The following is a 23,411-nucleotide window of genomic DNA, read 5'->3' on the forward strand; positions in this document are numbered from 1 at the left end:
GAGTATTACGCAACGGCGCGTCTACTTATTTCCGAGTGTACGCCTCGATACCCTCGGATGGTGGCGCGACCTCGCAGTGAGAAAGCCCGCCAGGCGGTCCTGGCGGCGATGCGTGCCGCGCTCGCAGACGGCGGCTATGTCGCGGTGACGATCGAGGGGCTCGCCGCTGAGGCGGGGGTGTCGAAGCAGACGATCTACCGGTGGTGGCCGTCGAAGGCGGCGATCCTCGGGGAGGCGCTGCTCGATGAGGGTCTCCCGGTCCCCTCGCTGCCGATGACCGACGATCTGGCAGCGGACCTGCGCAGCTGGTTCGCCGGGATGTCGGCATCGCTGGGAACTCCTGAGGGCGTGGAGCTCCCCCGGGCTCTCATCGCCGTGACGGCGACGGATGCCTCGCTCGGCGCCGCGCTGAACGAGAAGCTCGCCGCTCCGATCCGGGAGTGGGTGGCGACGCGGCTTGCGCGGGCAGCAGATGCCGGTGAGGTGCGCGCCGATGTGGATGCTGCGCTGATCGCCGAGCAGCTCATCGCGATGTCATCCTATGCGGCCTTGCAGGGCAGGCCGTTGAGCGCGGCGCAGGTGGATGCCACCGTCGATGTGCTGATGCGGGGCGTGGCTTCCTTTCCCGTTCACCGAATGAGGACGCCGTAGGCCAGTGCGCCTAAGCGCGTGCGCGGGCGGTGGCGCCGTCCACCATCCTTGCGGACGCCCGATCATGGCGCCGCCCGACCTCGACGTGCGCGGTGGCCTTCGCCAGTCCCATCCTCTTCGTCGACACGTAGATGCTCTCGGCCCGCTCGACGAGGAACGTCTCGTGCCAGACGCCCACGGCGCCCGGCGCCTTCCTGGCGGCCTTGTTGAAGGCGGTCCACGCGGGACGGTGCTCCTGATCCGGTGCGGATGCGTAGGCGTAGAGCTTCTCGGTGGATGACCAGTACTGCACGACGTAGGGCCCGCCGCCGCCGAAGAGGAGTTCGTACCCGAGAAGGCCCGATCCCGTGTCGACGGACAGCTCGCGCAGCATCCTCGGCATCGCGAGGAAGGCGGGGAGCCAGAGGTCGGGGCGCCACCAGCGGTTGATCTGCATCCCGATGTGGAAGACGACGAGTTCACCGTCGTGGTGGTGGGTCATGCGGCCCGTGATGACTTTCGGCATGGCATCCTCCTGGTGGATAGCGACGCTATCTATTATGGATAGCGATACTATCGACGTCAAGGGGTGAGCCATGAGGATCTCAGAGCTCTCGGCGAAGACCGGGGTCGCGGTGCCGACGATCAAGTACTACCTGCGCGAGCGGCTGCTGCCAGAGGGGGAGCGGAGCGCGCCGACGCAGGCTGCGTATGGCGAGCCGCACGTGCAGCGGCTGCGGGTTATCCGGGCGCTCGTCGGCTCGGGAGTGAGCATCGCGGAGACGCGGCGCGTGCTCGCGGCGCTGGACGATCCGCCGGAGAGCGCGCACCTGCTGCTCGGCGCGGCGCACGCTGCCATCACTCCCGAGGCCGATGAGGCGCTCGACGTCTCCGATGCGCGGGAGCTCGTCGAAGGCCTCGGCTGGAAGCCGGGCATGTGCGACGAGGCGGTGCTGCAGAGCGTCGCGCGCGCGCTTCAGGGGCTTGAGGATGCCGGTTTCGATGTGCCGCGCGATGTTATGCCGGTGTATCTGAAGGCGATGCGGGAGATCGCGGATGCCGAGGTGGCCGGTGTGCCGGGTGAGTCCGCGGAGGCGGCTGTGCGCTACGTCGTGCTCGGGTCGGTGATGGTGGAGCCGCTGCTGCTGGCCCTGCGGAGGGTGGCGCAGCAGGTGAGCTCGGCGGAGCGGTTCGGCGGCGGCGTCCCGGTCGCCTCCTCGGCCCATTGAGCTCCCTGCCTCCCACTCCCGTTCGTTGAGCGAGGCCGCGCAGCGCCCGAGTCGAAACGGAGTTCCGTCGAAGAAAACCCTCGCCGGGCTCACTCCCGCAGCAGCCCCCGAAGGGTCTGGATCGTGTCCGCATCCGCCGGAGTCTTGTCGGGCCGGTACCCCTTCACGCGCGCGAAGCGCAGGGCGATGCCACCGGGATAGCGGGGTGAGCGCTGGACGCCGTCGATCGCGATCTCGACGACGAGCTCCGGTCGGAGGAAGACGGCGTAGGGCGTGCGGTACGTCTCATGCTCGGGGAACGTCTCGGTCTGCCACCGCAGCAACTGGTCGGTGAGTCCTTTGAAGGTCTTGCCGACCATGACGAAGTCGCCGGGTTCACCGAACTCTCCCTCTGCATCTCGCGCGCCGAGGTTCAGGTTGGAGAGCATCCCGTGCCGCCGGCCGGACCCCCACTCTGCGGCGAGCACGACGAGGTCGTAGGTCAGCACGGGCTTGACCTTCACCCAGGACTTCCCACGGCGGCCCGCCGTGTACGGCGACTCGATCGCCTTGACGAGGACGCCTTCATGCCCGGCGGTGAGGGCCTCCAGGGAGAGCCGCTCTGCGGCATCCGGATCGGCGGTGACGATGCCGGGCATCCGCCACTGCCCCGCGACGCGGTCGAGTTCGTGGAGCCGCGTCGACAGCGGGTCGTTGAGGAGATCGCGTCCGTCGATGTGCAGCAGATCGAAGAACCAGGGACGCAGGGCCAGATCGCGCGCCACGTCGGCGCCGAAGCGCGACATGGTGTCCTGAAACGGCCGGGGCGCACCGTCCTCGTCGAGCGCGAGGGTCTCGCCGTCGAGGATGAGATCGCGCGCAGGCAGTGCGCGCACGATGTCGACGATCTCGGGCACGCGGTGGGTGATGTCGGCGAGACTGCGCGTGTACACGCCGACCTCATCACCATGCCGGTGCACCTGGATGCGTGCGCCGTCGAGCTTGTACTCGACGGATGCTTCGCCGGTGATCTCGAGCGCCGCGGTGGGAGTCGTGGCGGTGGCGGCGAGCATCGGCAGGACGGGGCGGCCCACTTGCAGGCCGATCGCCTCGAGGTCGTCGGCAGAGCCGGTGAGGGCGAGCAGGGCGGTCTCGCCGAGGTCGCCGGAGAGCATCGCCGCACGCCGCACCGTGGCGGCGGGGCGCTCGGATGCCCGGGCGATCGCGTCGAGCAGGACGCCGCCGAGGGCGCCGGTGCGCAGCTCACCCAGCATCGCGCGGGCGAGGAAGTCCCATTCTTGGACCGTGGCAGCGGAGGCGAGCCGTACCAGGAGCTCGGTGCGGCGGGCTGCGGAGCCTGATCCGGCTGCGTGCGCAAGAGCGTCGAGAGTGTGATCGACGTCGGAGATCGTGAGCGTCGCGTGTTCAGCGTGCGTGATCTCGAGGGTGGCGAGGCTGCGCCAGCCGACGCCGAGGCGACCCTGGCGAGGCGAGGCGAGCAGCAGCCCGATGAGGGCGGGGATCTCGTCGGGGGCGGCGCTTGTGAGCAGCTGTGCGAGCGCGTCGATCTTGGCGAGGCGCGAGGAGGTGGCCGCGACCTCTGCGGCGGCCCGGGCGACCTCGTCGAGTCTCATGGAGAGATTGTCGCACCGGGGTGGGACACCAGGCGATGTCCTGTGCCACCGCGCCCGGGTCTGGCCGGGGAAGAGACGGGTGACATCGGTCTCCGCCCGACAGTACTGTGTGTCCATCGGGAGGCATCATGGCCCGCATCGAAGGGGATCGGCGAGATGAGACCACTGCGATACGCGATCAACGTCACGCTCGACGGCTGCGTGCACCATGAGGCGGGGGTGGCTCCGGACGAGGAGCTGATGGGCTTCTGGACCGCGGACATGGAGCGCGCCGACGCCCTGCTGTACGGCCGGGCGACCTACGAGATGATGGAGTCGGCATGGCGGCGTCCGGTGTCAGGGGTGTGGCCCGACTGGATGGAGGGGTGGGAGATCCCCTTCGCGGAGGCCATCGACCGAGCCCCGAAGCACGTCGTATCGGGCAGCCTCCCCGCAGTCGACTGGAACGCCGAGTTGGTGCAGGGCGATCTGTTCGAGGCGGTTCGGCGTCTCAAGGCGCAACCGGGCGAGGGGCTGTCCGTCGGCGGGGTGACTCTTCCCCTGGCATTGGCCGAGCGGGGGCTGATCGACGAATACACGTTCGTCGTGCATCCGATCGTCGCCGGGCACGGTCCGAGGCTGCTCGACGGTCTGCGCGAGCGGATCCGGCTCGAGGCCGTGAACCGGCGCGAGTTCCGGTCGGGAGCGGTCGCGGTGCGTTATCGACCCGTCTCCGGGTGAGCCGGCGGCGCTGGCCTCGGTTGGCTTTCGAGTACCGTGCGCGGCGGCTCCGGTGACTGCGGATCGCTGAGGTAGTCGTACGCCCTGAGCATTCCGCGGATCAGGAGTATGGGGTAGATGTTCCGGATGACCATGAGCAGGGCGTCTAACACCGCAGGTGCGAGGTCGTCCGGACGTGGACGCGCCTGCTGTTCGCCGTCGACGAGCAGCAGGCGATGCTTCGAGCGGCCTTGATCCAGTCGAGCTGCGTGAACGCCGGGTCGTCCGTGCCGAACTGCGTCTCGTTGATCTGCCCGAACTTCTCGTTCTAAACGCCCGGGTCTGGTTCGCACGCTGGTTCAGGCCGTGGTGTGTGATGGGGCGGCATCGTGAGAAAGTACTAAGTTGAGGTGATGGACGGACCGCTGAACCCGTCTAGACCGGGTGCCGCGCTTAGCAAGCCGGCCCCGGGTCGACGGCGGAACATGCAGGCAAACCGCAGACGGGACACCAAGCCCGAGCTGAGAATCCGATCACTCCTGCACGCCGCGGGCTTCCGGTACCGGTGCGATCTCCGGATCGACCTTGTTGACAGCCGGACGCGGCCGGACATCGTCTTCACGCGAAAGCGGGTCGCTGTGTTCGTAGACGGATGCTTCTGGCATTGCTGCCCCATTCACGGGGCGCCTCCCCGCGCCAACTCTGACTACTGGAAACCCAAGCTTCGGCGCAACGCTGCTCGCGACATCGAGCACACTCAAGCTCTGAAGGCGGCCGGGTGGACGGTCGTCCGGGTGTGGGAGCATGAGGATGCGCGTGAGGCTGCGATACGCATTGGATCAATCGTCAGGAACGCTCCTTCGCGGTGACGTGGAGACCCATTGTCCGTGGCGAGCCTTACGATGATGTGGTGCCAGAGAATCTCCGTCGCGAAGCCCAGTCCATGACTGTCGTAGAAGCCTGCGCGGGTGCGGGAGGGCAGTCCCTCGGTCTGCATAAGGCGGGTTTTTCTCACTCTCTCGCGATCGAGATTGATGAGACCGCTGCGGAAACACTGCGGTCAAATCTCGGTGTTGAGGTGGTAGTGGGTGACGTTGCCGATACAACAGTGTGGAATCCGCAGAGTTATGAGGGCATCGACCTCTTCGCGGGTGGGGTGCCGTGTCCGCCATTCTCCGCGGCGGGCAGGCAGCTGGGAACATCAGATGAACGCGATCTGTTCGCTTGGGCGATCGAGCAAGTCGCGGTGATCCGTCCCCGGGCACTGATGCTAGAAAATGTCCGCGGTCTATCGACACCGAGATTCGCTGCCTATCGTCAGCGGGTTCTAGACCGCCTGGATGCGCTCGGGTACATCGGTGAGTGGACGCTACTGCATGCCGCTGATTTCGGGGTTCCCCAGCTTCGCCCTCGATTTGTGCTTGTCGCGATGCCAGCTGAAGAAATGCGCTACTTCTCGTGGCCCGAGGCGACTGCGAGCTCGCGGACGACCGTGGGCGACGCTCTCTTTGAGCTGATGGCTGCCGACGGATGGCGATATGCCGATGCTTGGCGAAGGGCGGCGAGTGATATCGGACCGACGCTCGTTGGCGGAAGCAAAAAGCATGGTGGCGCTGACCTTGGTCCCACGAGGGCAAAGGCGGGGTGGGCGAAGCTCAACGTTGATGGGCGAGGCATTGCGGACGCGCCCCCGAACCGCAAGTCGCACTCGTTCCGCACGACGATGCCGCGACTGACCATCGAGATGGCAGCCAGAATTCAGGGCTGGAGCGCTGAAGACGGGTACGTTTTCTCGGGACGGAAGACAGCGCAGTACAGGCAGATCGGAAATGCGTTCCCTCCTCCTGTGGCCGAGGCGATTGCTCGAAGCATTGGTGCTGCGCTCAATCACGAAGGCATAGCACGCTCCGAACAGCCAGGGACGATGGATCTCCAGGACCCTGTCTATCGTGCGCTTGTCAGAAGCACGCGGCCGTTGAGCCTCGACGAGCTTGTTGATGCCTACAACGAGGGCACCATGGCTGCCGTCCAGCAGCGGCTTGCGGCGATTGGGCGGGACTTCGAGCTGCACAAGCTTGAGGTTGAGGGAACTGAACGATATTCGCTCGGGGAGTTCAAGGGATTCACTGGACAGGCGGATCATCGTAGGCACGATTTCTTCGAACGACACCGCAACCGCGTGAGCTAGCTCACATGATCGATGACCTTGCTCGTTCGGTGATGGACCCCGGCGGTGTTTGTCAGCCTGACGAACGCAAAGGAGGCCAGCCGCCTTCGCATCTGATCCTGGATCCGATCGACGATCAAGAGCTGATGACGGTGTATTCGTGGCTTCGTGCGATGCCCGTTGAGAACTTATTGCGCGTGGCGGTCGATGAAGCGGTGAAGTATGTGCTCGATGGAGCTCGCACTTGGCGTTTTGATCTCATGGATCCAGCAGTCGATTCAGACGAGCGTTCGTCTGTGGGCACTAAATTGCAATATCACATCATCAGTCAGTTGGGCCTCAAGAAGGAACCGCCACTGGACACGAACATCTCGGGCGTTGCCGTCGAGATCAAAGGAACTGTCCGAAATACATGGATGATCCCGCGTGAGGGGCAATGCGCCGTGACGTTGCTTGTGAGGATCGATGCGCGCAAGCATACGTTTGAAGTCAAGCTAATGCGCACGCATCGTGCTTGGTTAACGGGCGGTAAGGGGAATCGAGATCTGAAGCGGTCACCTCGCGCTGAGGCGATTCGTAGATATGCCCTGACAGTGGTCGCCGAGACTTCGCTACCGCCTGAACCCCTTCGCGACCTGTCGTCTTCAGAGCTGGAGCTTGTTTTCGGCAACGGAGGGCTCCGGCGCCGCTTGGTTGCTCTCTTTCGAGCGAAGCCCGCAGTGGTGATCCCGAGGGGATCCATCGCAATAGTAGGGGCGGGGCTTAAGGATCCCATGAAGCGAGCTCGCGAGGCAAAGAAGGAGCTTCGGGACGATCACGGGCTCATCGTGCTCGTTGGCACCTGGACAGACGAGCGCGAGATCGCGGCGCATTTCGGGTACGACTTGAAGGACGAAGCCTGGGTAGCGGTCCCTGTCGAGTTCTTTGCAGAGTCGGGGATCCTCATTCCTCCGCCCCGATGATCTTGCCGCGACATCCTGCGGGGACGGTGCACAAGTCGTTGCGCGCGGAGAGCCTATCGACTTGCTCACGCTCGGATGTGCTGGACCGGTTCTTCCCGGGTATCCCTTTTCGATGGGAAAGGTTGCTGCGAAGTCGGATTGCGGTCGTGTGAGCGCTAGGTGCAGTATCGCTATCGACGTCGGATGCTCCGATCGTGAGGGTGTTCCGGGCGTCAGGGGAACCGCGTTGGGCGACGACGCAGGTGCTGCCGCGCACAAGCGGCTCTGACGGGTGACGGGTCCGATCCGTCGGGCCCACGTCCAGTACCGGAAGGATGATCTCGATGTCCTTGAACCTGTTCGTCTCGTCGACGGGATGCGACCGCAAGCCCGTAAGGCGGGAGGGTGGCGGCGATCGGCGCGATGCGCGCCGTCTTCGACGCGGGGCTGCAGGTGCCGGAGGACGTCGCGGTGATCGGCATCGACGACGTCGAGGAGGGCAGATTCGCCCGTCCCTCGCTCAGCACGATCTCGCTGGACACCCCCTTCATCGCCCGCGAGGCGGTCCGGCGGATCATCGCGCGGATCGACGATCCGGACCTCCCCGCGACGGAGGTCGTCGCGCCGCACCGGCTCCTCGTCCGCGAGAGCACCCGACCCGCCTGACCGGATAGACCGCCTGACCGCATCGAGGTGTGGGAATGCCGGGATCCTCGCGGGAAAAGCATTAGCACTCTCGTAATGAGAGTGCTAATCTATCTGTAGTTGAGTCGATAGGGCTCAACTATCAAGACCCGGATCGGACGCGATTCCGATCCCCGCGAAAGGAGACGAGATGGCAACCTATGATCCGCTCCGTGAGATGGAGCGACTCGCGAACAGCTTCTTCGACGGAGGCCGACGCGGACCCCGGCAGATGCCGATGGACCTCTACCGCGAGGGCGACCACTACGTCCTCGCCGCAGATCTGCCCGGCATCGATCCCGGCTCGGTCGACATCGACGTGGACGGTCAGCTGCTGACGATCCGCGCCGAGAGGACGCTCTCCGCGGGCGAGGGCGTGAAGTGGATCACCCGCGAGCGCGCCGCCGGCAGCTTCCTGCGCCAGCTCAGCCTCGGCCAGGGCATCGACACCGAGCAGATCTCCGCGAGCTACCGCAACGGCGTGCTCAGCGTGATGATCCCGGTGAGCGAGCAGGCCAAGCCGCGCAAGATCGAGATCGCGACCGATCTCGATCAGGCCCCGGCGCTGGAGGTCGGCGAGACCGTCTGATCACCGTGTCGTGATCGGGGTGAGCGGGCCCCGGGGAATCCTCACGGACTCCCCGGGGCCCGCTCGTGTCCATCGACAGGAATCCCCGGTGCGCGCCGACCGCGCTCAGTCCGCCCGGCGCACGCGCAGCACCAGCGCCACCAGCGCCAGCAGGATCACCACGATGCCGTAGCCGACGCACACCGCTCCCAGCCCGGCGACGCCGACGAGCACGCCCGCCAGCACGGTCGGCACCCCGAAGGCGAGGTAGGCGAGCAGGTAGATCGCGGCGAACGCGTCCGCGCGCTCGGTCGCGGGGATCCTCGGCGCGAGCGACGCCACCACGCCGGAGAACACCGTGCCGAAGCCCATGCCCGTCACCGCCGTCGCCGTGAGATAGAACGGCAGCGATCCGATCGCGAGAGCGAGCAGCGATAGCGTCGTCCCCACGGCCAAGGCCGCCGTGCCGAAGACCACGCTCGTGCGCGGCGATCGCCGGCGCATCGCGAAGGCCGTGATCGCGCCGGTCCCGGCGAGAACCGCGACGGCGAATCCCTGCCAGAGGTGATCGGTCCCGCCGAGCTCGCCGCGCACGATGTTCGCGCCCAGGGACAGGAAGAGCCCGCCGGTCGCCCAGCCGGCGATCACCGCCGGCGCGGCACGCCAGAAATCGGAGCGGATCCCCACGGGGATCGACAGCCGGAAGCTCAGCGATCCCCACGCGCCCGCTCTGCGCGGGGCGGTCTCCGGCACGAGCAGGAACAGCAGGGCGAGCACGACATACGCCGCCGTCAACGGCGCGAACACGTCGAGCAGCGCATCCCGGGCGGCATCGAGCACGATGCCGGACACGAGCGCGCCCAGTGCGAGCCCGATCCCGGGGCTCAGTGCGTTCCACAGGGCGGCCGTGCTCTGGCGTCCGGTGGGCGCGAAGTCGAGCACGGTGGCCGACAGCGCCGAGATGAGCAGTCCGCTCGCGACGCCCTGCAGGATGCGGGCGAGGAACAGGGTGCCGACCGCATCCGCATGCCAGAAGAGCAGCATGCTCGCTGCGAGCAGCACGAATCCGGCGATCGCGACCGGACGCCTGCCGACGTGGTCCGAGAGGGAGCCGGCGGTGAGCAGGGTCAGCAGCAGCGCGATCGCGTAGACCGCGAACACCCCGCTGATCACGATCGCGTCGAAGCCGATGTCCTGCGCGAGCACGGGATAGAAGGGCGACGGCGCGCTCGCTCCCACCATCATGACGATCTGCGCGACCACGGCAAGCGCGAAGCCGAATCGGCGGCGGGCCGGGGGCTCGAGGCCCGAGGGAGACGCCACCGCTGCCGGGGTGCGGATCGGCTGGGTGGTGGTCATGGGCGGCTCCTTCTCGGTTCGAGAATATTCGAACTATCGGAGCGTACTCGTCTTCCCGCGATTGTTCAACTATTCTCGAACCATGCCAGGCGTCGTCGATCTCCCGCATCCGGAGCGCTCCGAGATCCAGCTCACGGACGTGCTCTTCGCGCTCAGCGATCCGGAGCGGCTCGCGATCGCGCGTCAGCTCGTCGACGGTCCGCTCGACATGGCCGCCTGTCACGCCACCGATCCGAACCTGCCGAAGTCGACGAAGTCTCATTTCATGAAGGTGCTCCGCGAGGCGGGCGTCATCCGCAACGAGCCGAACGGTCGTCGGCGCATGCTCACGCTGCGCCGGGAGGATCTGGATGCCCGCTTCCCCGGACTTCTCGATTCGGTGCTCCAGGCCTGACCGAACGTCTCCGACGGCGCGCCGTCCGATGCGCGGTCGGCCCGGGCTACGACGCCAGGCGGCCTGCGCGCGGCCCGGTTTCGGAATCCGCGCCGATCTCGGCCCAGATCGCGTCGAGGGAGAGGCCGAGCACGTCGGTGATGGCGGCGATCGTCGAGAACGCCGGCGTCGCGACGCGACCCGACTCGATCTTGCGGAGCGTCTCGGGGGAGATCCCGGCGTCGAGCGCGACGGCGAGCATTGAGCGCTCGCCTCTGGCGCGGCGGAGCACGCCGCCCAGGCGCACCCCTCGCTCCACCTCGGCGGCGCTCAGCGGCATCCGGACCATCATGAGCCCATTCTATTACCGGGATAGTATTACCGGGATAGTTATCGGAATCCGGAGAGCGCCCATGATCGAGATCCTCACCCGCGACGAACTCGCCCGAGCACGGGACGCCGGCGCGCTCGTCGCCGACATCCTGCAGGCCATGAAGGAGCGCAGCGCCGTCGGCGTGAACCTCCTCGACATCGATCGCTGGACGCGGCGGATGATCCTGGACGCCGGCGCCGAGTCGTGCTACGTCGACTATGCGCCGTCCTTCGGACGCGGCCCCTTCGGCCACTGGATCTGCACCGCCGTCAACGATGCCGTGCTGCACGGCATGCCCCGCGACTACCTCCTGGCCGACGGCGATCTGCTGACGCTCGACCTCGCCGTGTCGCTGAACGGGATCGCCGCCGACGCCGCGATCAGCTTCGTCGTCGGCGAGACGCGCCCGCAGGAGAGCATCGCGATGATCGAGGCGACCGAACGGGCTCTGGACGCGGGGATCGCAGCGGCGGGTCCCGGTGCGCGCGTCGGCGACATATCGCATGCGATCGGCGACGTGCTCCGCACTGCCGGATATCCGATCAGCCTGGAGTTCGGCGGGCATGGGATCGGGGCGACCATGCATCAGGACCCGCACGTCGCGAACGACGGCAGGCCCGGCCGCGGCTACCGGCTGCGTCCCGGTCTCCTGCTCGCCCTGGAGCCCTGGGTCATGGCGGACACGGACCGACTGGTCACCGATCCCGACGGGTGGACGCTGCGCAGCGCGACCGGATGCCGCGCCGCGCACGCCGAGCACACGATCGCCATCACCGAGGACGGCGCCGAGATCCTGACCATCCCCCGTCGTCGGGTCCGGATTGACGGCTGATCTCCAGCTAAACGACATATCGTCGACTATCGCTCACCATACGGAGGTCAACATGAACGGTTCCTTCCCCTCTGCGGGGCTCGGTGCGGGATTCGGTGCGAACGGCCCGGCCGGCGCCCTCTTCGACGCCTTCGAGCAGCTCCGCCAGGGCTTCGAGCAGCGCACCGGCGGTCCCACGCGCATGGCGCGCGGCGACGTCCGCACCGCGGTGCTCTCGCTCCTCGCCGAGCAGCCCATGCACGGCTATCAGATCATCAGCGAGATCTCCGAGCGGTCGGGCGGGGCGTGGAAGCCCAGTGCCGGCTCGGTCTACCCCACCCTCCAGCTCCTCGCGGATGAGGGTCTCCTCGTCGCCGAGGAGCAGAACGGCCGCAAGACGTACTCCCTCACCGAGGCGGGCGTCGCCGAGGCGGATGCCGCGTCCGAGAAGCCGGCCCCGTGGGAGAGCTTCGCAGGGAGGGCATCCCAGCTCACTGCCCTGCCCAAGGCGGGAGCCGAGCTGGCCGGAGTGGTCGCCCAGGTCGGGCGGACCGGATCGCCGGAGCAGGTGCAGGCCGCCGTCGACGTGCTCGACGAGGCCAGACGTAAGCTGTACGCGATCCTCGCCGGCAACTGAACGGAGCGCGCATGGGGTCGGACGACCGCGCGGAGAACGGTGCGCTCCCCGTCTCGGCGGCGTCGCCCGGATCGCCTGGGCGCATGGACATGTCGGAGCGAGCCCGATCGGCCGCGCCCGCCAGGGGCCCACGGTACCGGCGCATCGTCGGGTTCGCCGCACGCGAGCTCCTGAAGATCTGGTGGTTCGAGCTGGTGCTGCCGCGCCTCGGGCTCTCCTCTCTGGCCGAGCGCACGCGCGCCGCCAGGATGCGGCGCTTCGCCCGCCGCTTCCACGATCTCGCGATCGGTCTCGGCGGACTCATGATCAAGGTCGGTCAGTTCATGTCCTCTCGCCTGGACGTCCTCCCGCCCGAGATCACCGCCGAACTCGCCGGCCTGCAGGACGAGGTGCCCGCCGTCCCGTACGCCGACATCAGGGCGCTCGCCGAGGCCGAGCTGGGCGTGCCGCTCGATCGCGCCTACGCCTGGTTCGACGAGACGCCGCTCGCGGCGGCATCCCTCGGGCAGGCGCATCTCGCCCGGCTCTCCGCGCAGGATGCCGCGGACACCGGCCTGGGCAGCGTCGTCGTGAAGGTGCAGCGGCCGGGCATCGACGCCGTCATCGCGACCGATCTCGCCGCGCTCCGCCGTGTCAGCGGGTGGCTGCGCCGCGTACGCGTGGTCTCCGATCGCGTCGATGCGCCCGCGCTCGTGGAGGAGTTCGCGCAGACCAGCCTCGAGGAGATCGACTATCTGCACGAGGCCGCCAGCGCCGAGCGGTTCGCGGAGGACTTCGCCGGCGATCCGCGCGTCGGCGCCCCGCAGATCGTCTGGGAGCGGACGACCCGCAGGGTGCTCACCCTCAGCGATGTCACGGCGATCAAGATCAACGACACGGAGGCTCTGCGCGCCGCGGGGATCGACCCCTCGGAGGTCGCCCGCGTCTTCGCGGAGGTGATGTTCGACCAGGTGTTCACGCACGGGTTCGTGCATGCCGATCCGCATCCGGGGAACATGTTCGTGACACCGGCCGCCGAAGCATCCGCCGCCGCCGCGGGCTGGCGGATCACGTTCATCGACTTCGGGATGATGACCGAGGTGCCGTCGAATCTGCGCGCGGGGCTCCGGACCCTGCTCATCGCCGTCACCGGTCGGGACGGCAAGGGGCTCGTCGCCGCGGCGCAGCAGATCGGCGTGCTGCTGCCCTCCGCCGACACCGCCCAGTTGGAGAGGGCGCTCGCGGCGCTGTTCTCGCGCTTCGGCGGGATGGGCTTCGCGGAGCTCGCCCAGGTCGATCCGCGCGAGTTCCGCGACTTCGCCGACGAGTTCGGCGACATGGTCCGCTCGCTTCCCGTGCAGCTGCCCGAGAAGATGCTGCTGCTCATCCGCGCCGTCTCCCTGACCTCGGGGATGTGCAGCGGCCTCGATCCCGCGTTCAACGTCTGGGATGCCGCTGAGCCCTACGCCGCCCGGCTGATCCGCGACGAATCGGGCAACCTCGTGCAGGACGTCGCCGCGCAGGCGCTGTCGACCGTCACCACGACCTGGCGCCTGCCGGGCAGGATCGACGCGATCATCGGTCGCATGGACGCGGGCGACGTGACCTTCGACACCTCCCGCCTCGAGCGCCGCCTCGACCGGCTCGAGCACGTCGTGCGCCGCATCGCCTCCGGCGTCCTGTTCGCCGGGATGCTCGTCGGCGGTGCGATCCTGCTGGTTCCCGCCCCGCCCCTGGGCATCACGCTCATGGCCGTCTCGGTGCTTCCGCTGCTGCACGCGGTCTTCGCACGAGGACCCCGCTGACCCGGCGACCGTGACGTGACGTGCGGTGTGCCGTGCCCGGACAGCTGTCGGTCGAGTTCGCAGTCGTCAGTCGATCCGGCCGATCCTGACCGCCGACCGCGCTCTCGTCCGGCGGGTGTCGGATCCGCTCGCCGCATGCATGCGGCTCGGCCGCAGGCGCGAACTCCTGCGGCTCGTCCGATCGCGTTAGGACGAGACTCGACCTGCCCCGCTCACGCTCTCGGGGGAGAGAGCAGCCAGGTCGCCAGCCTCCGGAGGACCTCGCCCGCCACGGGCGCCGCATAGGCCGTGGGGTCGTGGCCGAGCGAGGAGTACCCGGTGCGCCGCCCGTCGCGCTCGACGGTCCAGCACGCCGGGTGGACGTCGCCGTCGTGCGCATGCACGAGGCGGACGTCGGCGTCGGGCGACACGCGGAGCCGGGAGTACGCCTCATCGATCGTCCTCCGCTCGGCGAGGTCGCCGAGCGGAGGAGAGGGCGAGGCCGCGCGGAGATGCAGCGGCCCCCGTTCGGGATGCATCGAGACGCCGCGGACCCATCGCCCGCCGAGAGCGTCCTCCCACTCGTCGTGCTCGGGGAGCAGGGTCGCGGCGACGTGCAAGGCCAGCAGGGGGCCGTGGTACCCGGCCAGGATGCTCGCGAGCCGATCATCGAGAGGATGCGGCGCAGGACCGCCTCCGGCGTTCACGACCAGCAGGTCGGTCGTGTCGAGCGCGCGGGACAGGGCGTCGAGGGTGTCGACCACCGCGACGTCGTGGCCGTCGCCGCTCAGGATCGCGGACACGATCGCGGTCGTCTCGGCGAACGGATGCCACGGATCGACGTAGTCGGCGCCGCCCGAGAAGACGAGGATGCGGCTCACGACGTCTGAGCGGTCGATGCGCGCAGGACGAGGCGGGGCTCGACCTGGATCTGGAGCGGAGGCTCGGCGCTCGGCTCCCGGATGAGATCGATCAGCAGCCGCGTCGCGAGGGCGCCCACGCGTCGGCGGTCGGGAGCGACGGCCGAGATCGGCGGGTCGGCGCGCGCCGACACATCGTCGTCATAGGCCACGATCGAGAGCCGCTCGGGTACCGCGAGGCCGCGGGTGCGTGCGCTCTGCAGGAGGCCGAACAGCGAGTTCTCGTCTCCGTGGCAGAACAGGGCGGTGGCCCCGATGCGCTCGACGGCGTCGAGCACGACGTCGGCGCTCCCGCGCTCCCAACGGGGGCCGGCGCCGAGTTCGTCCGGCCCGAGGATGACGCTCTCCTCGTCCATGCCGAGTCGGCCCATCGCGTCGCGCCATCCCCGTCGTACGAACTCCGAGCTCTGCGAGCTTCCACGACTCACCATGACCAGGCGGCGATGGCCGAGATCGTGGAGATGGCTCAGTGCGCCGAGCGCGCCCCGCTCATGGGCCGAGCGCACGGACGAGACCATGCCCAGTCCGCCACCGGGCATCTCGCGCTCGACGAAGACCACCGGCACCTGCAGCCGCTCGACGGTCTCGCGGAACTCGGCGGGCGCTTCGCGCTCCGACACCGTGGGAACCCAGAGGAGCCCGTCGACGCCCTCGCGGACGAGCTCGTCGACGAGCCGGTACTCCTCCTCGAGGTCGTACTCGGAGATCACGAGCTTCATGTCGCCGCCGGGAGCCAGGGCGTCGTCGATCCCCTCGACGACGTAGCGGTAGTAATACGAGGTCGGGACGACGACGCCGATCGTGCCGGTGAAGGCCTCGCGGGCCTGGTGGGGAGCGTGGTCGCCGCGGAGGACGGCCCCGCCGCGCACCTTGTCGAGGATCCGTTCGGCGACGAGGGCGTCGAGGTCGCGGCGGATCGTGACATGGGAGACGCCGATGTCATCCACCAGAGAGGCGATGCGCACGGCGCCATCACGCTGAGCGCGATCGAGGATGAGTGCCCGGCGCTCGGCTGCGAGCATGTTCCCCTCCTTGGGCTGAGTCGGTCACCCCATCATAGGGCGGCGAACGGTTTCGATCATTGTTACGCCAAAAGTGACCACTGGATGACAGTAAGTATACAAACCTTGCGCTTTGTTTCTATATGTGTCGATACTGAGGCGCCGGCGATGACGCCGACTCAACCTTCGAAGGAGAAGTCATGTCCCGACGACGAGCGAGTTCGATGCGGAGAGCGGCGGTGGTCGTCATGGCTGCCGTGCTGGGCGGGGCGGTGATCGCCGCGCCGCCCGCCGCTGCCGCCACGATCGAACAGGTCGCAGTGAGCCAGGGCGGTTACAGCGCCGGGGGATACAAGGTCGGCTTCGCCGTCGCAGACGGTGCCATGCCGGGGGCAACGAGCTGCCGCGTCCTGCAGGGCGAGACGGTCGTGCTGCCGTCGTGCACGCTTCTGGATCGGGGCATGACCTGGGGCGACCGCGTATATCAGGTCGACTTCAGCGCCTTCGACGACGTCGGGACCGACTTCGCGCTCGAGATCGGAGGCGTTCGTTCCCCGCGCTTCGCGATCGAGGAGAACGTGTGGGCGGGCTACCTCGACGAGATGACGGCGTTCTACCGGCTGCAGCGCTCGGGCGTGGACACCGAGGACGCCTACCCTGCCGGCTACAGCAGCATCGCCCCCTCGGACAAGGTCTTCCACGCTGCCGGCCACCTCGACGACGCCGCGTCCGAGGACGGCACGCAGCACTACGACCTCACGGGCGGCTGGTACGACGCCGGCGACTACGGCATCTACGGCGGCAACCAGTGGGTCGCGGGCAACATCGCCATCACCTACCTGCGCTACGGCGACACCCCCGAGGTCGCCTTCGACGGAGACTCGAACGGCGCGCCCGACCTCGTCGACGAGGCCTGGTTCGGCAGCGAGTACCTGCTCCGGATGCTCGATGCGTTCGGCGGCCCGTTCTGGGACATCAAGGGCAGCGGCGGGTTCCAGCATCCCGAGGACCACACTGACGGGGTGATCGGCACGGCCGACGACCGGCGCATCTCGGGCATGGGCGTCGGCGGTTCCGCCAAGGCGGCCGGATCGCTCGCCGCCACCGCTCGGGCGATCAGAGCCGCGATCGACAGCGGCGACATCGCCGCCGGGGACGCTGCGGCCTGGGAGGCTCTGGCCGCGGAGGCCGAGGACGGCGCGATCGCGTTCTACGACTACGCGGACGCGCACCGCGCAGACCCGCTCGGCGGGTATTCGACCACGCGCGGCGGCATTGCGAACTCGCTCCTCTACGCCGAAGTGCAGCTGCATCTTCTGACGGGCGACGCCGCGTATCGCACGTCGGCCGAGGCGACGATCGCGGCGACGCCGTTCACGATCCTGTCCAATACGAACTACTGGGACATGGGGCCGTTGTCGATGGCGGAGCTGTACCCGGCGGCGACCGCGACCGGCAGGACCGATATCCAGCGCTACCTCAAGAAGCAGTTGGACTACGTCCTCTCGTCCACCGACGACACCCCGTACGGCGTGATCAACCAGTTCAAGAACTTCGGTGTGAACGAGCCGCACGTCTCCTACATGGCCGACACGCTGCGCTACTGGGAGCTGTTCGGCGACCAGCGTGCGCTGCGAGCCGTGCAGAAGGGGATGTACTGGGTGTTCGGCAACAACCCCTGGGGAACGAGCTGGGTCTCGGGCGTGGGCGAGAAGCACACGATGTTCCTGCACACGCGGCTCGACGAGCAGGCGCAGACGCCGGGCGGAACGGGAGTCGTCCTTCCCGGGGCGCTCGTGTCTGGCCCGAACGCGAAGGACCCGCTCGATGCGACCAGCGCGAGCCCCTGGTATGAAGATCGCCCCGGTTCCGCAGACGTCGGCCAGCAGTGGCGGTACAACGAGTACAGCGTCAGCATCCAGGCGGGGCTGTTCTCCGCCATGTTCGGGCTCACCGCCGCAGGCGATGCGCCCTGGTCGACCGGGACGCCGCCGACGGCGCTGACGATCGGATCGCCGCAGATCGGTCAGTACGTCACCGACGAGGTGACGGTGTTCGCCCAGAGCGGCTCATCGCTCACGGGACACGCGCTCGGACCGGACTGGACGCCGATGACCTCGTCCGCCGGCGTCTCGACCGGAGTGGTCGACGTGAGCGGCCTCGCGCCGTACACGAACGCCCGCATCGACGTGCGCGGCACGCAGGCGAGCGGAGCGCACAGCTACAGCTCCACCCACTACACGGTCGCGCCGCCTCTGCCGACCCCCGACGCCCCGCTGCTCTATGACGGGTTCGGTCGTGACGGTCTGTTCGGCGTGCAGGGCTACACGTGGGCGAACTGGTACAACAACCATGCCGGCGTGGGGCAGGTGACCAACACCACCGTCGACGGACGCACGGTGGGCCGGTTCTTCCAGAATCCCGCCACCGCGATGTCCCAGGCGAAGTTCCAGCCGTGGCATCACTCGGTGGATGCCGACGGGTACCGCTATCTGTCGGTGACCATGCGCAGTCCGTCGCCGAACCTCCGCCTGCGGATCGAGGTGTCGGACGGAGACTCGAACCACCGCGTGACCGGGACGACGCCGATCGCGATCTCGGACGACTGGACGACGTACGACTTCGATCTCGCGGCGTTCCCCGGACTGGATCGCTCGCAGGCCGAGATCGTGTTCTGGCTGCAGCAGACGGCCGACACCGACGGCGAGCTGCTCGTCGACTCCGTGGAGTTCACGAACGAGGCCGCCGGGACCGCGCCAGTGCTCTCGGATGTGAGTCACACGGCGGGCGCGTTGACGCCGTCCACGCCGGTGACGGTCGAGGCGACGTACACCGACGCCGACGGAGCGGCTCCCTTCGCGGTCGAGCTCGTCGTCGACGGCGTGATCCACCGGATGTCGCCCGTCGACCCCGGCGACGCCGATGTGACCGACGGTGTGGGGTACGCCGTCGCCGTCTCGCTCGTCAAGGGGGTGCACAGCTACTTCGTGCGCACCACGGATACGACCTCCGCAGTGGTCGAGACTGCTGTGGTGACCGGCGTCGCCGTGGGCTGACCTGGGAGCGGATGCGGCGGGGGAGCCTCCCCGCCGCATCCGTCTGTCCCTGCCCGTTCCGTCAGGCGATGATGCCCAGCGACTCGCCCTCGACGCGGTGCGCGGGCGGGAGGCCGCGACGCAGTCGATCGATCTCGTCGAGCGCCGAGTCGGCCAGCCGCCCGGTCTCCGCGTGCATCGCACCGGCGATGTGCGGGCTGAGCACGATCCCCGGCGTGTCGAACAGCTCCGAGTCCCGCGGGAGCGGTTCCGGATCGGTCACGTCGAGGATCGCACGGAGAGTGCCGGCGCGGCAGCGCCGGACAAGGGCGTCGGTGTCGATCAGCGTTCCCCTGGCCGTGTTGATCACGACGGCATGCGGGCGCAGCAGCGCGATCCGTCGCTCGTCCAGCAGATGGTGCGTGTCCGGCAGCTCGGGGGCGTGCACGCTGACGATGTCGCTCGATGAGAGCATCGCGTCGAGATCGACGAGGCGGGCGCCGACGGCGGATGCCTCGGCGGCGGTGGCGTGCGGATCGGCGACGAGCACCTCGAGCTCGAACGCGCGCAGGAGCTCGGCGACGCGGCGACCGACCCGCGACAGGCCGATGATGCCCACGGTTCCGCCGAAGTTGACGGCGGAGGGGATCGTGTCGCGCCAGGCTCCGCCGACCTCTCGGTGACGTCGGTATCCGTCGATGTAGGTCGCCGCGCGCTTGCCTTCGAGAAGGATCGTGGCGAGGGTGAACTCGGCGACGGGGATCGCGTTGGCGTCGGCGGCGCTCGTGACGAGGATGCCGTGGTCCCAGAACGCAGGCGAGACATGCTGTTTGACCGAGCCGCCGGTGTGGATGACCGCACGGAGCGCGGGAGCCGCCGCCAGGGTGTCGGGGCCGAGCACAGGAGACCCCCATCCCGTCACCAGGATCTCTGCGCGTGCGAGGCGAGCCGCTGCGTCGGGACCGTGCAGGTCGTCGAGGCGGATGGGGTCGTCGAGGGCGACCAGCCCGTGCAATCTCGCGAGGCGGGCGGGGTCGAAGAGGTCGGCGAACGCGCGCGCGTTCATCAGCAGGAGGCCCGAGGGGCGGTCTGGGCCTGTGTGCTCTCCGCTGAGGTGTGCCATGCAGACAATAAGAGCACAGAGAAAACTAAGTTCACAAGATTGAAAGTCATGTGAAGCTAAATGATCAAAAAGCTTGCGAACTGTTTCGACTGTCTGCATACTGGGGCGAGACGCACGACGTGGTGTTTGACCGGAACCTCCGGACGCCGCCTGTCGGCGACCATCGCGGCTGCAGCAGGCGGCCGCGCCGAAACGGAGGAATCATGCATCGACGCAACCGGCGCGCTCTCGCGGCGCTCGTCGTGGTCCCGCTCCTCGCAGGCACCGCTGCCTGCTCGAGCGGCCCGAACGAAGGGTCTGACGAGGCCGGCGACGGAAAAGTCACCATCACGATCATGGGCAAGCCCGCGGCGACCAACACGGCGGCGGTGGAGCTGTTCGAGCGTCAGGTCGCCGAGTTCGAGGAGGCGAACCCGAACATCACCGTCGAGGCATCCGACGTGCCGTGGGATGCGAAGACCTTCGCCACCCGCCTCGCGGGCGGCAGTGCGCCGACACTCCTGCGCGTCCCTCTCACCGAGCCGCCGGCGCTCATCGAGCGCGGTCAGGTGGCCGACATCTCCGAAGCGGCCTCGGAACTCGACAGCTTCGACGATCTCAACCCGAGCGTCATGCAGTTCCTGGAGCGTGACGGGGCCGTTTACGGCATCCCCGAGAAGAGCTACGCGTTCGGCCTCGTCTACAACCGAGACCTGTTCGAGCAGGCCGGCCTCGATCCCGACAGCCCGCCGGAGACCTGGGACGAGGTGCGCGAGTACGCCGCGCAGATCGCCGAGGCCACGGGCAAGACCGGGTTCGGCGAGATCACCACCAACAACAGCGGCGGGTGGCACCTCACGGGCTACGACTACACCTTCGGCGGGCGCATCATCGAACAGGACTCGAGCGGAGCGTGGAAGGCGTCGTTCAACGACGACAGCGCACGGGACGTGCTCGAGCTGTGGAAGGCGATGCGGTGGGAGGACGACTCGCTGGGCGACAACGTGCTCGGCAAGCAGGAGGACCTCGTCGCCGAGTTCACCGCCGGCAACGTCGGCATGTGGGTCTCCGCTCCGCCGGACGTGTACCCGAACTACATCGCGGCCGGTGGCGACCCCGAGGCGTTCGGCGCCGGTCCCATGCCCCAAGGCGGTGCCGACGCGACCCTCGCGGGCGCGACGGTCCTCATGGTGAACGCTCAGGCGACCGAGGCCGAGAAGGCCGCCGCCGTCAAGTGGATCGACTGGCGGGCGCTGCGGCCGAACTACGACCTGGAGGTCGCCGCCGAGACGGCGGAGGCCTCGGCCGCCGACGGGCTGCCGGTCGGCGTTCCCGTCGCTCCGATCTTCAGCGACGAGGCCTACACGGCTTACCGCGAGGCCATCGACGAGTACGTCAACGTCCCGGTCGAGAACTTCGCTCCCTACGTCGCATCGCTCGAGGCGTTCGAGTACGTTCCGGAGCCCGAGGTCGCCTCGCAGGAGATCTACGCGGCGCTCGACCCTCTGGTCCAGGCGATCCTGACCGATCCGAATGCCGACATCGACGCGCTCCTCACCGACGCCGAGACCCGGGTCAACACGATCCTGGCCCAGTACGCCTCATGACGATCGCCCCCGAGCGCCTGGACGGTGCGGTCGCCGACCGCACCGTCCAGGCGGCGCCCGCGGCGCGGCGGCGGCGCGGTCCGCAGCGCAGCAGGGCGGCGGTCGCCGCCCTGCTGTTCCTGCTCCCGGCGCTGGTGACGTTCGGCTACTTCGCCTGGTGGCCGATCCTCCAGAGCGCCGTTCTGGCCTTCCAGCAGACGAATCTCGTCGAGCCAGCCGAATGGGTGGGTCTGCGCAACTTCGAGATCCTGTTCGCCGATCCACTGCTGCCGAAGGCCGCACTGAACACCCTGTGGTTCACGGTGCTCTCGCTCGCGATCGGCTTGCCGGTGCCTCTGCTCTGCGCTGTTCTCCTGTCGGAGCTGCGCCGTGGCGGCACCCTCGCCCGTGTGCTCGCCTACCTGCCCGTCGTCGTGCCGCCCGTGGTCGCGGTGCTGCTGTGGAAGGTCTTCTTCAGCCCGGGCGAGACCGGGGTGGTCAACTCCCTCCTCGCTCTGGTCGGCATCGGTCCGCTGCCGTGGCTCCAGTCGCCGGAGCTGGCCATGCCGAGCCTCGTCATCGTCGCGACCTGGTCGGGGGCGGGCACCGCGATCCTCATCTACCTCGCAGCCCTCGCGGGCGTCAGCACCGAGCTGTACGAAGCGGCGGAGCTCGACGGGGCCTCGGTCTGGCAGCGCGTCCGGCACATCACCCTGCCGCAGATGCGCGGCGTCATCCTGGTGCTCCTGCTCCTGCAGATCATCGGTGCGATCCAGGTGTTCACCGAGCCGTACGTCATGACCGACGGCGGGCCGGCGAACGCCACGGTCACGATTCTGCTGATGATCTACCGCTACGCCTTCCTCTTCGGCAACTACGGCGTCGCGACGGCGCTGAGCGTGCTGCTCGCGGTCGTCCTCATCATCGTCTCGGCCGTGTACCTGAGGCTGACCCGATCCTGGAGCTCACGATGACCGCCCCCACCACCCCGCACCGCTCGCTGCGTCGCGCGCCCCGCGTGCGCGAGCGCGGACTGCTCTCCTCCTTCGACTGGCGTCGTCCGCGCATCTTCGTCGGATGGCGTGCCATGCATGTCGCCCTCTTCGCCGGCCTCATCGCCTTCGGGGCGATCCCGATCGTCTGGATGCTGCGCGCCGCGATCTCGAGCACCACCGACCTGGTGCAGCGTCCGCTCAGCCTGATCCCCGACCCCGCGCGCTGGGAGAACATCCCGACCGCCTGGAACCTGCTCGACATCGGCCACTACCTCGTGAACACGGTCGTGCTCGTCGGAGGATCGTGGGTGGTGCAGCTGCTCGTGTCGGCCACCGCCGGGTACGCGCTCGCCGTGATCCGTCCCTGGTACGGCCGGTACGTCTACGGCGCGTTCCTGGTGACGCTGTTCGTGCCAGGCACGGTGACGCTCATCGCCCTGTACCTGACCGTGCTCGACATGCCGCTCCTCGGGATCGGGCTCGCCGACACCCCCTGGGCGGTGTGGCTGCCGGCCGGGGCGAACGCGTTCACGATCCTGCTGGTTAAGCAGTTCTTCGAGGAGATCCCCCGCGACCTGTTCGAAGCGGCTCAGCTCGACGGCGCCGGATGGTGGACGATCTTCTGGCGCATCGTGCTCCCGATGTCGCGACCGATCCTCGCCGTGGTGTCGCTCCTGTCGATCATGACGGCCTGGAAGGAGTTCCTCTGGCCGCTGATCGTGCTGACCGATCCGACCACCCAGCCGCTCGCGGTCGCGCTTCCGCGCCTCGCCCAGGCGACCGATCCGGCGTACCTCATCGCCGGGATGCTGATCGCCAGCATCCCCCCGATCCTCATCTTCCTGATCTTCCAGCGCTCCATCGTGCGGGGGATCGGATTCACCGGCCTCAAGGGCTGAGCCGCTCGACTCGGAAGGACCCGTTT

At 68.3% G+C, this 23,411-nt stretch carries 23 protein-coding genes; 16 read left to right on the forward strand and 7 right to left on the reverse strand.

Going from position 1 to position 23,411, the window contains the following annotated elements:
• The first annotated feature begins 57 nt into the window (after nucleotides 1–57).
• Nucleotides 58–651 (forward strand): TetR/AcrR family transcriptional regulator, encoded by a 594-nt coding sequence (locus ACYVGQ_RS05905; protein ID WP_460783624.1) that lies wholly within the window; start codon nucleotides 58–60, stop codon nucleotides 649–651.
• Between the two features lie 10 nt (nucleotides 652–661).
• On the opposite strand, the gene ACYVGQ_RS05910 is transcribed toward ACYVGQ_RS05905, so the two are convergent.
• Nucleotides 662–1,156 carry a DUF4188 domain-containing protein gene (locus tag ACYVGQ_RS05910; RefSeq protein ID WP_460783625.1) on the reverse strand — a complete coding sequence of 165 codons (495 nt, stop codon included), beginning with the start codon at nucleotides 1,154–1,156 and terminating at the stop codon, nucleotides 662–664.
• 70 nt (nucleotides 1,157–1,226) lie between these two features.
• Between ACYVGQ_RS05910 and ACYVGQ_RS05915 the strand changes: the two genes are divergently transcribed.
• Nucleotides 1,227–1,859: a MerR family transcriptional regulator gene (locus tag ACYVGQ_RS05915; protein WP_460783626.1), complete on the forward strand. Its 633-nt coding sequence runs from the start codon at nucleotides 1,227–1,229 to the stop codon at nucleotides 1,857–1,859.
• An 89-nt stretch (nucleotides 1,860–1,948) separates the two neighbouring features.
• Here ACYVGQ_RS05915 and ACYVGQ_RS05920 read toward each other — a convergent pair whose 3' ends face one another.
• On the reverse strand, nucleotides 1,949–3,472 hold the full coding sequence (locus ACYVGQ_RS05920; RefSeq protein WP_460783627.1) for an ATP-dependent DNA ligase: 1,524 nt from the start codon (nucleotides 3,470–3,472) through the stop codon (nucleotides 1,949–1,951).
• Nucleotides 3,473–3,628: 156 nt separating this feature from the next.
• Between ACYVGQ_RS05920 and ACYVGQ_RS05925 the strand changes: the two genes are divergently transcribed.
• The 6 genes from ACYVGQ_RS05925 (at nucleotide 3,629) to ACYVGQ_RS05950 (ending at nucleotide 8,552) form a co-directional block, all read left to right on the forward strand.
• Complete coding sequence (locus tag ACYVGQ_RS05925) at nucleotides 3,629–4,192, forward strand: dihydrofolate reductase family protein (RefSeq protein WP_460783628.1); 564 nt, start codon at nucleotides 3,629–3,631, stop codon at nucleotides 4,190–4,192.
• 464 nt (nucleotides 4,193–4,656) lie between these two features.
• Nucleotides 4,657–5,040 carry a very short patch repair endonuclease gene (locus tag ACYVGQ_RS05930; protein WP_460783926.1) on the forward strand — a complete coding sequence of 128 codons (384 nt, stop codon included), beginning with the start codon at nucleotides 4,657–4,659 and terminating at the stop codon, nucleotides 5,038–5,040.
• Between the two features lie 41 nt (nucleotides 5,041–5,081).
• Nucleotides 5,082–6,359 carry a DNA cytosine methyltransferase gene (locus ACYVGQ_RS05935; protein ID WP_460783629.1) on the forward strand — a complete coding sequence of 426 codons (1,278 nt, stop codon included), beginning with the start codon at nucleotides 5,082–5,084 and terminating at the stop codon, nucleotides 6,357–6,359.
• A 5-nt stretch (nucleotides 6,360–6,364) separates the two neighbouring features.
• Entirely contained in the window at nucleotides 6,365–7,300 is a 936-nt protein-coding gene (locus ACYVGQ_RS05940; RefSeq protein WP_460783630.1) for a NaeI family type II restriction endonuclease, read from the forward strand.
• A 384-nt stretch (nucleotides 7,301–7,684) separates the two neighbouring features.
• Nucleotides 7,685–7,945: a substrate-binding domain-containing protein gene (locus ACYVGQ_RS05945; RefSeq protein ID WP_460783631.1), complete on the forward strand. Its 261-nt coding sequence runs from the start codon at nucleotides 7,685–7,687 to the stop codon at nucleotides 7,943–7,945.
• A gap of 169 nt (nucleotides 7,946–8,114) precedes the next feature.
• Nucleotides 8,115–8,552 carry an Hsp20/alpha crystallin family protein gene (locus tag ACYVGQ_RS05950; protein WP_460783632.1) on the forward strand — a complete coding sequence of 146 codons (438 nt, stop codon included), beginning with the start codon at nucleotides 8,115–8,117 and terminating at the stop codon, nucleotides 8,550–8,552.
• A 105-nt stretch (nucleotides 8,553–8,657) separates the two neighbouring features.
• On the opposite strand, the gene ACYVGQ_RS05955 is transcribed toward ACYVGQ_RS05950, so the two are convergent.
• Nucleotides 8,658–9,890 (reverse strand): MFS transporter, encoded by a 1,233-nt coding sequence (locus ACYVGQ_RS05955; protein ID WP_460783633.1) that lies wholly within the window; start codon nucleotides 9,888–9,890, stop codon nucleotides 8,658–8,660.
• Nucleotides 9,891–9,972: 82 nt separating this feature from the next.
• Between ACYVGQ_RS05955 and ACYVGQ_RS05960 the strand changes: the two genes are divergently transcribed.
• Complete coding sequence (locus ACYVGQ_RS05960) at nucleotides 9,973–10,284, forward strand: ArsR/SmtB family transcription factor (protein ID WP_460783634.1); 312 nt, start codon at nucleotides 9,973–9,975, stop codon at nucleotides 10,282–10,284.
• 46 nt (nucleotides 10,285–10,330) lie between these two features.
• Here the strand turns inward: ACYVGQ_RS05960 and ACYVGQ_RS05965 are convergent, their stop codons facing one another.
• Complete coding sequence (locus ACYVGQ_RS05965) at nucleotides 10,331–10,612, reverse strand: helix-turn-helix domain-containing protein (RefSeq protein WP_460783928.1); 282 nt, start codon at nucleotides 10,610–10,612, stop codon at nucleotides 10,331–10,333.
• A gap of 64 nt (nucleotides 10,613–10,676) precedes the next feature.
• Between ACYVGQ_RS05965 and map the strand changes: the two genes are divergently transcribed.
• From map to ACYVGQ_RS05980, 3 genes are all read left to right on the forward strand, one after another.
• Nucleotides 10,677–11,468 (forward strand): type I methionyl aminopeptidase, encoded by a 792-nt coding sequence (gene map, locus ACYVGQ_RS05970; protein WP_460783635.1) that lies wholly within the window; start codon nucleotides 10,677–10,679, stop codon nucleotides 11,466–11,468.
• 52 nt (nucleotides 11,469–11,520) lie between these two features.
• Nucleotides 11,521–12,084: a PadR family transcriptional regulator gene (locus ACYVGQ_RS05975; RefSeq protein ID WP_460783636.1), complete on the forward strand. Its 564-nt coding sequence runs from the start codon at nucleotides 11,521–11,523 to the stop codon at nucleotides 12,082–12,084.
• Nucleotides 12,085–12,167: 83 nt separating this feature from the next.
• Entirely contained in the window at nucleotides 12,168–13,868 is a 1,701-nt protein-coding gene (locus ACYVGQ_RS05980) for an ABC1 kinase family protein (protein ID WP_460783929.1), read from the forward strand.
• A gap of 212 nt (nucleotides 13,869–14,080) precedes the next feature.
• On the opposite strand, the gene ACYVGQ_RS05985 is transcribed toward ACYVGQ_RS05980, so the two are convergent.
• Together ACYVGQ_RS05985 and ACYVGQ_RS05990 are read right to left on the reverse strand one after the other, a co-directional pair.
• Complete coding sequence (locus ACYVGQ_RS05985; protein WP_460783637.1) at nucleotides 14,081–14,728, reverse strand: ThuA domain-containing protein; 648 nt, start codon at nucleotides 14,726–14,728, stop codon at nucleotides 14,081–14,083.
• Nucleotides 14,725–15,789: a LacI family DNA-binding transcriptional regulator gene (locus ACYVGQ_RS05990; protein WP_460783638.1), complete on the reverse strand. Its 1,065-nt coding sequence runs from the start codon at nucleotides 15,787–15,789 to the stop codon at nucleotides 14,725–14,727. The genes ACYVGQ_RS05985 and ACYVGQ_RS05990 overlap by 4 nt, the downstream gene beginning before the upstream one ends.
• 179 nt (nucleotides 15,790–15,968) lie before the next feature.
• Between ACYVGQ_RS05990 and ACYVGQ_RS05995 the strand changes: the two genes are divergently transcribed.
• The gene (locus ACYVGQ_RS05995; RefSeq protein WP_460783639.1) at nucleotides 15,969–18,824 is read left to right on the forward strand and encodes a glycoside hydrolase family 9 protein; all 2,856 of its coding nucleotides are present in this window, start codon (nucleotides 15,969–15,971) and stop codon (nucleotides 18,822–18,824) included.
• A gap of 61 nt (nucleotides 18,825–18,885) precedes the next feature.
• On the opposite strand, the gene ACYVGQ_RS06000 is transcribed toward ACYVGQ_RS05995, so the two are convergent.
• Nucleotides 18,886–19,926: a hydroxyacid dehydrogenase gene (locus ACYVGQ_RS06000; protein WP_460783640.1), complete on the reverse strand. Its 1,041-nt coding sequence runs from the start codon at nucleotides 19,924–19,926 to the stop codon at nucleotides 18,886–18,888.
• Nucleotides 19,927–20,129: 203 nt separating this feature from the next.
• Here ACYVGQ_RS06000 and ACYVGQ_RS06005 point away from each other — a divergent pair, with 203 nt between their 5' ends.
• Genes ACYVGQ_RS06005 through ACYVGQ_RS06015 form a run of 3 tightly spaced genes read left to right on the forward strand, consistent with a single transcriptional unit; the run spans nucleotide 20,130 to nucleotide 23,385 of the window.
• Entirely contained in the window at nucleotides 20,130–21,512 is a 1,383-nt protein-coding gene (locus ACYVGQ_RS06005) for an ABC transporter substrate-binding protein (protein WP_460783641.1), read from the forward strand.
• Nucleotides 21,509–22,465, forward strand: a complete 957-nt coding sequence (locus ACYVGQ_RS06010) for a carbohydrate ABC transporter permease (protein ID WP_460783642.1) — start codon at nucleotides 21,509–21,511, stop codon at nucleotides 22,463–22,465. The genes ACYVGQ_RS06005 and ACYVGQ_RS06010 overlap by 4 nt, the downstream gene beginning before the upstream one ends.
• Nucleotides 22,462–23,385 carry a carbohydrate ABC transporter permease gene (locus ACYVGQ_RS06015; protein ID WP_460783643.1) on the forward strand — a complete coding sequence of 308 codons (924 nt, stop codon included), beginning with the start codon at nucleotides 22,462–22,464 and terminating at the stop codon, nucleotides 23,383–23,385. Before ACYVGQ_RS06010 ends, ACYVGQ_RS06015 begins: the two co-directional genes overlap by 4 nt.
• Nucleotides 23,386–23,411: the final 26 nt, after the last annotated feature.

The organism is Microbacterium tumbae, from assembly GCF_054780175.1.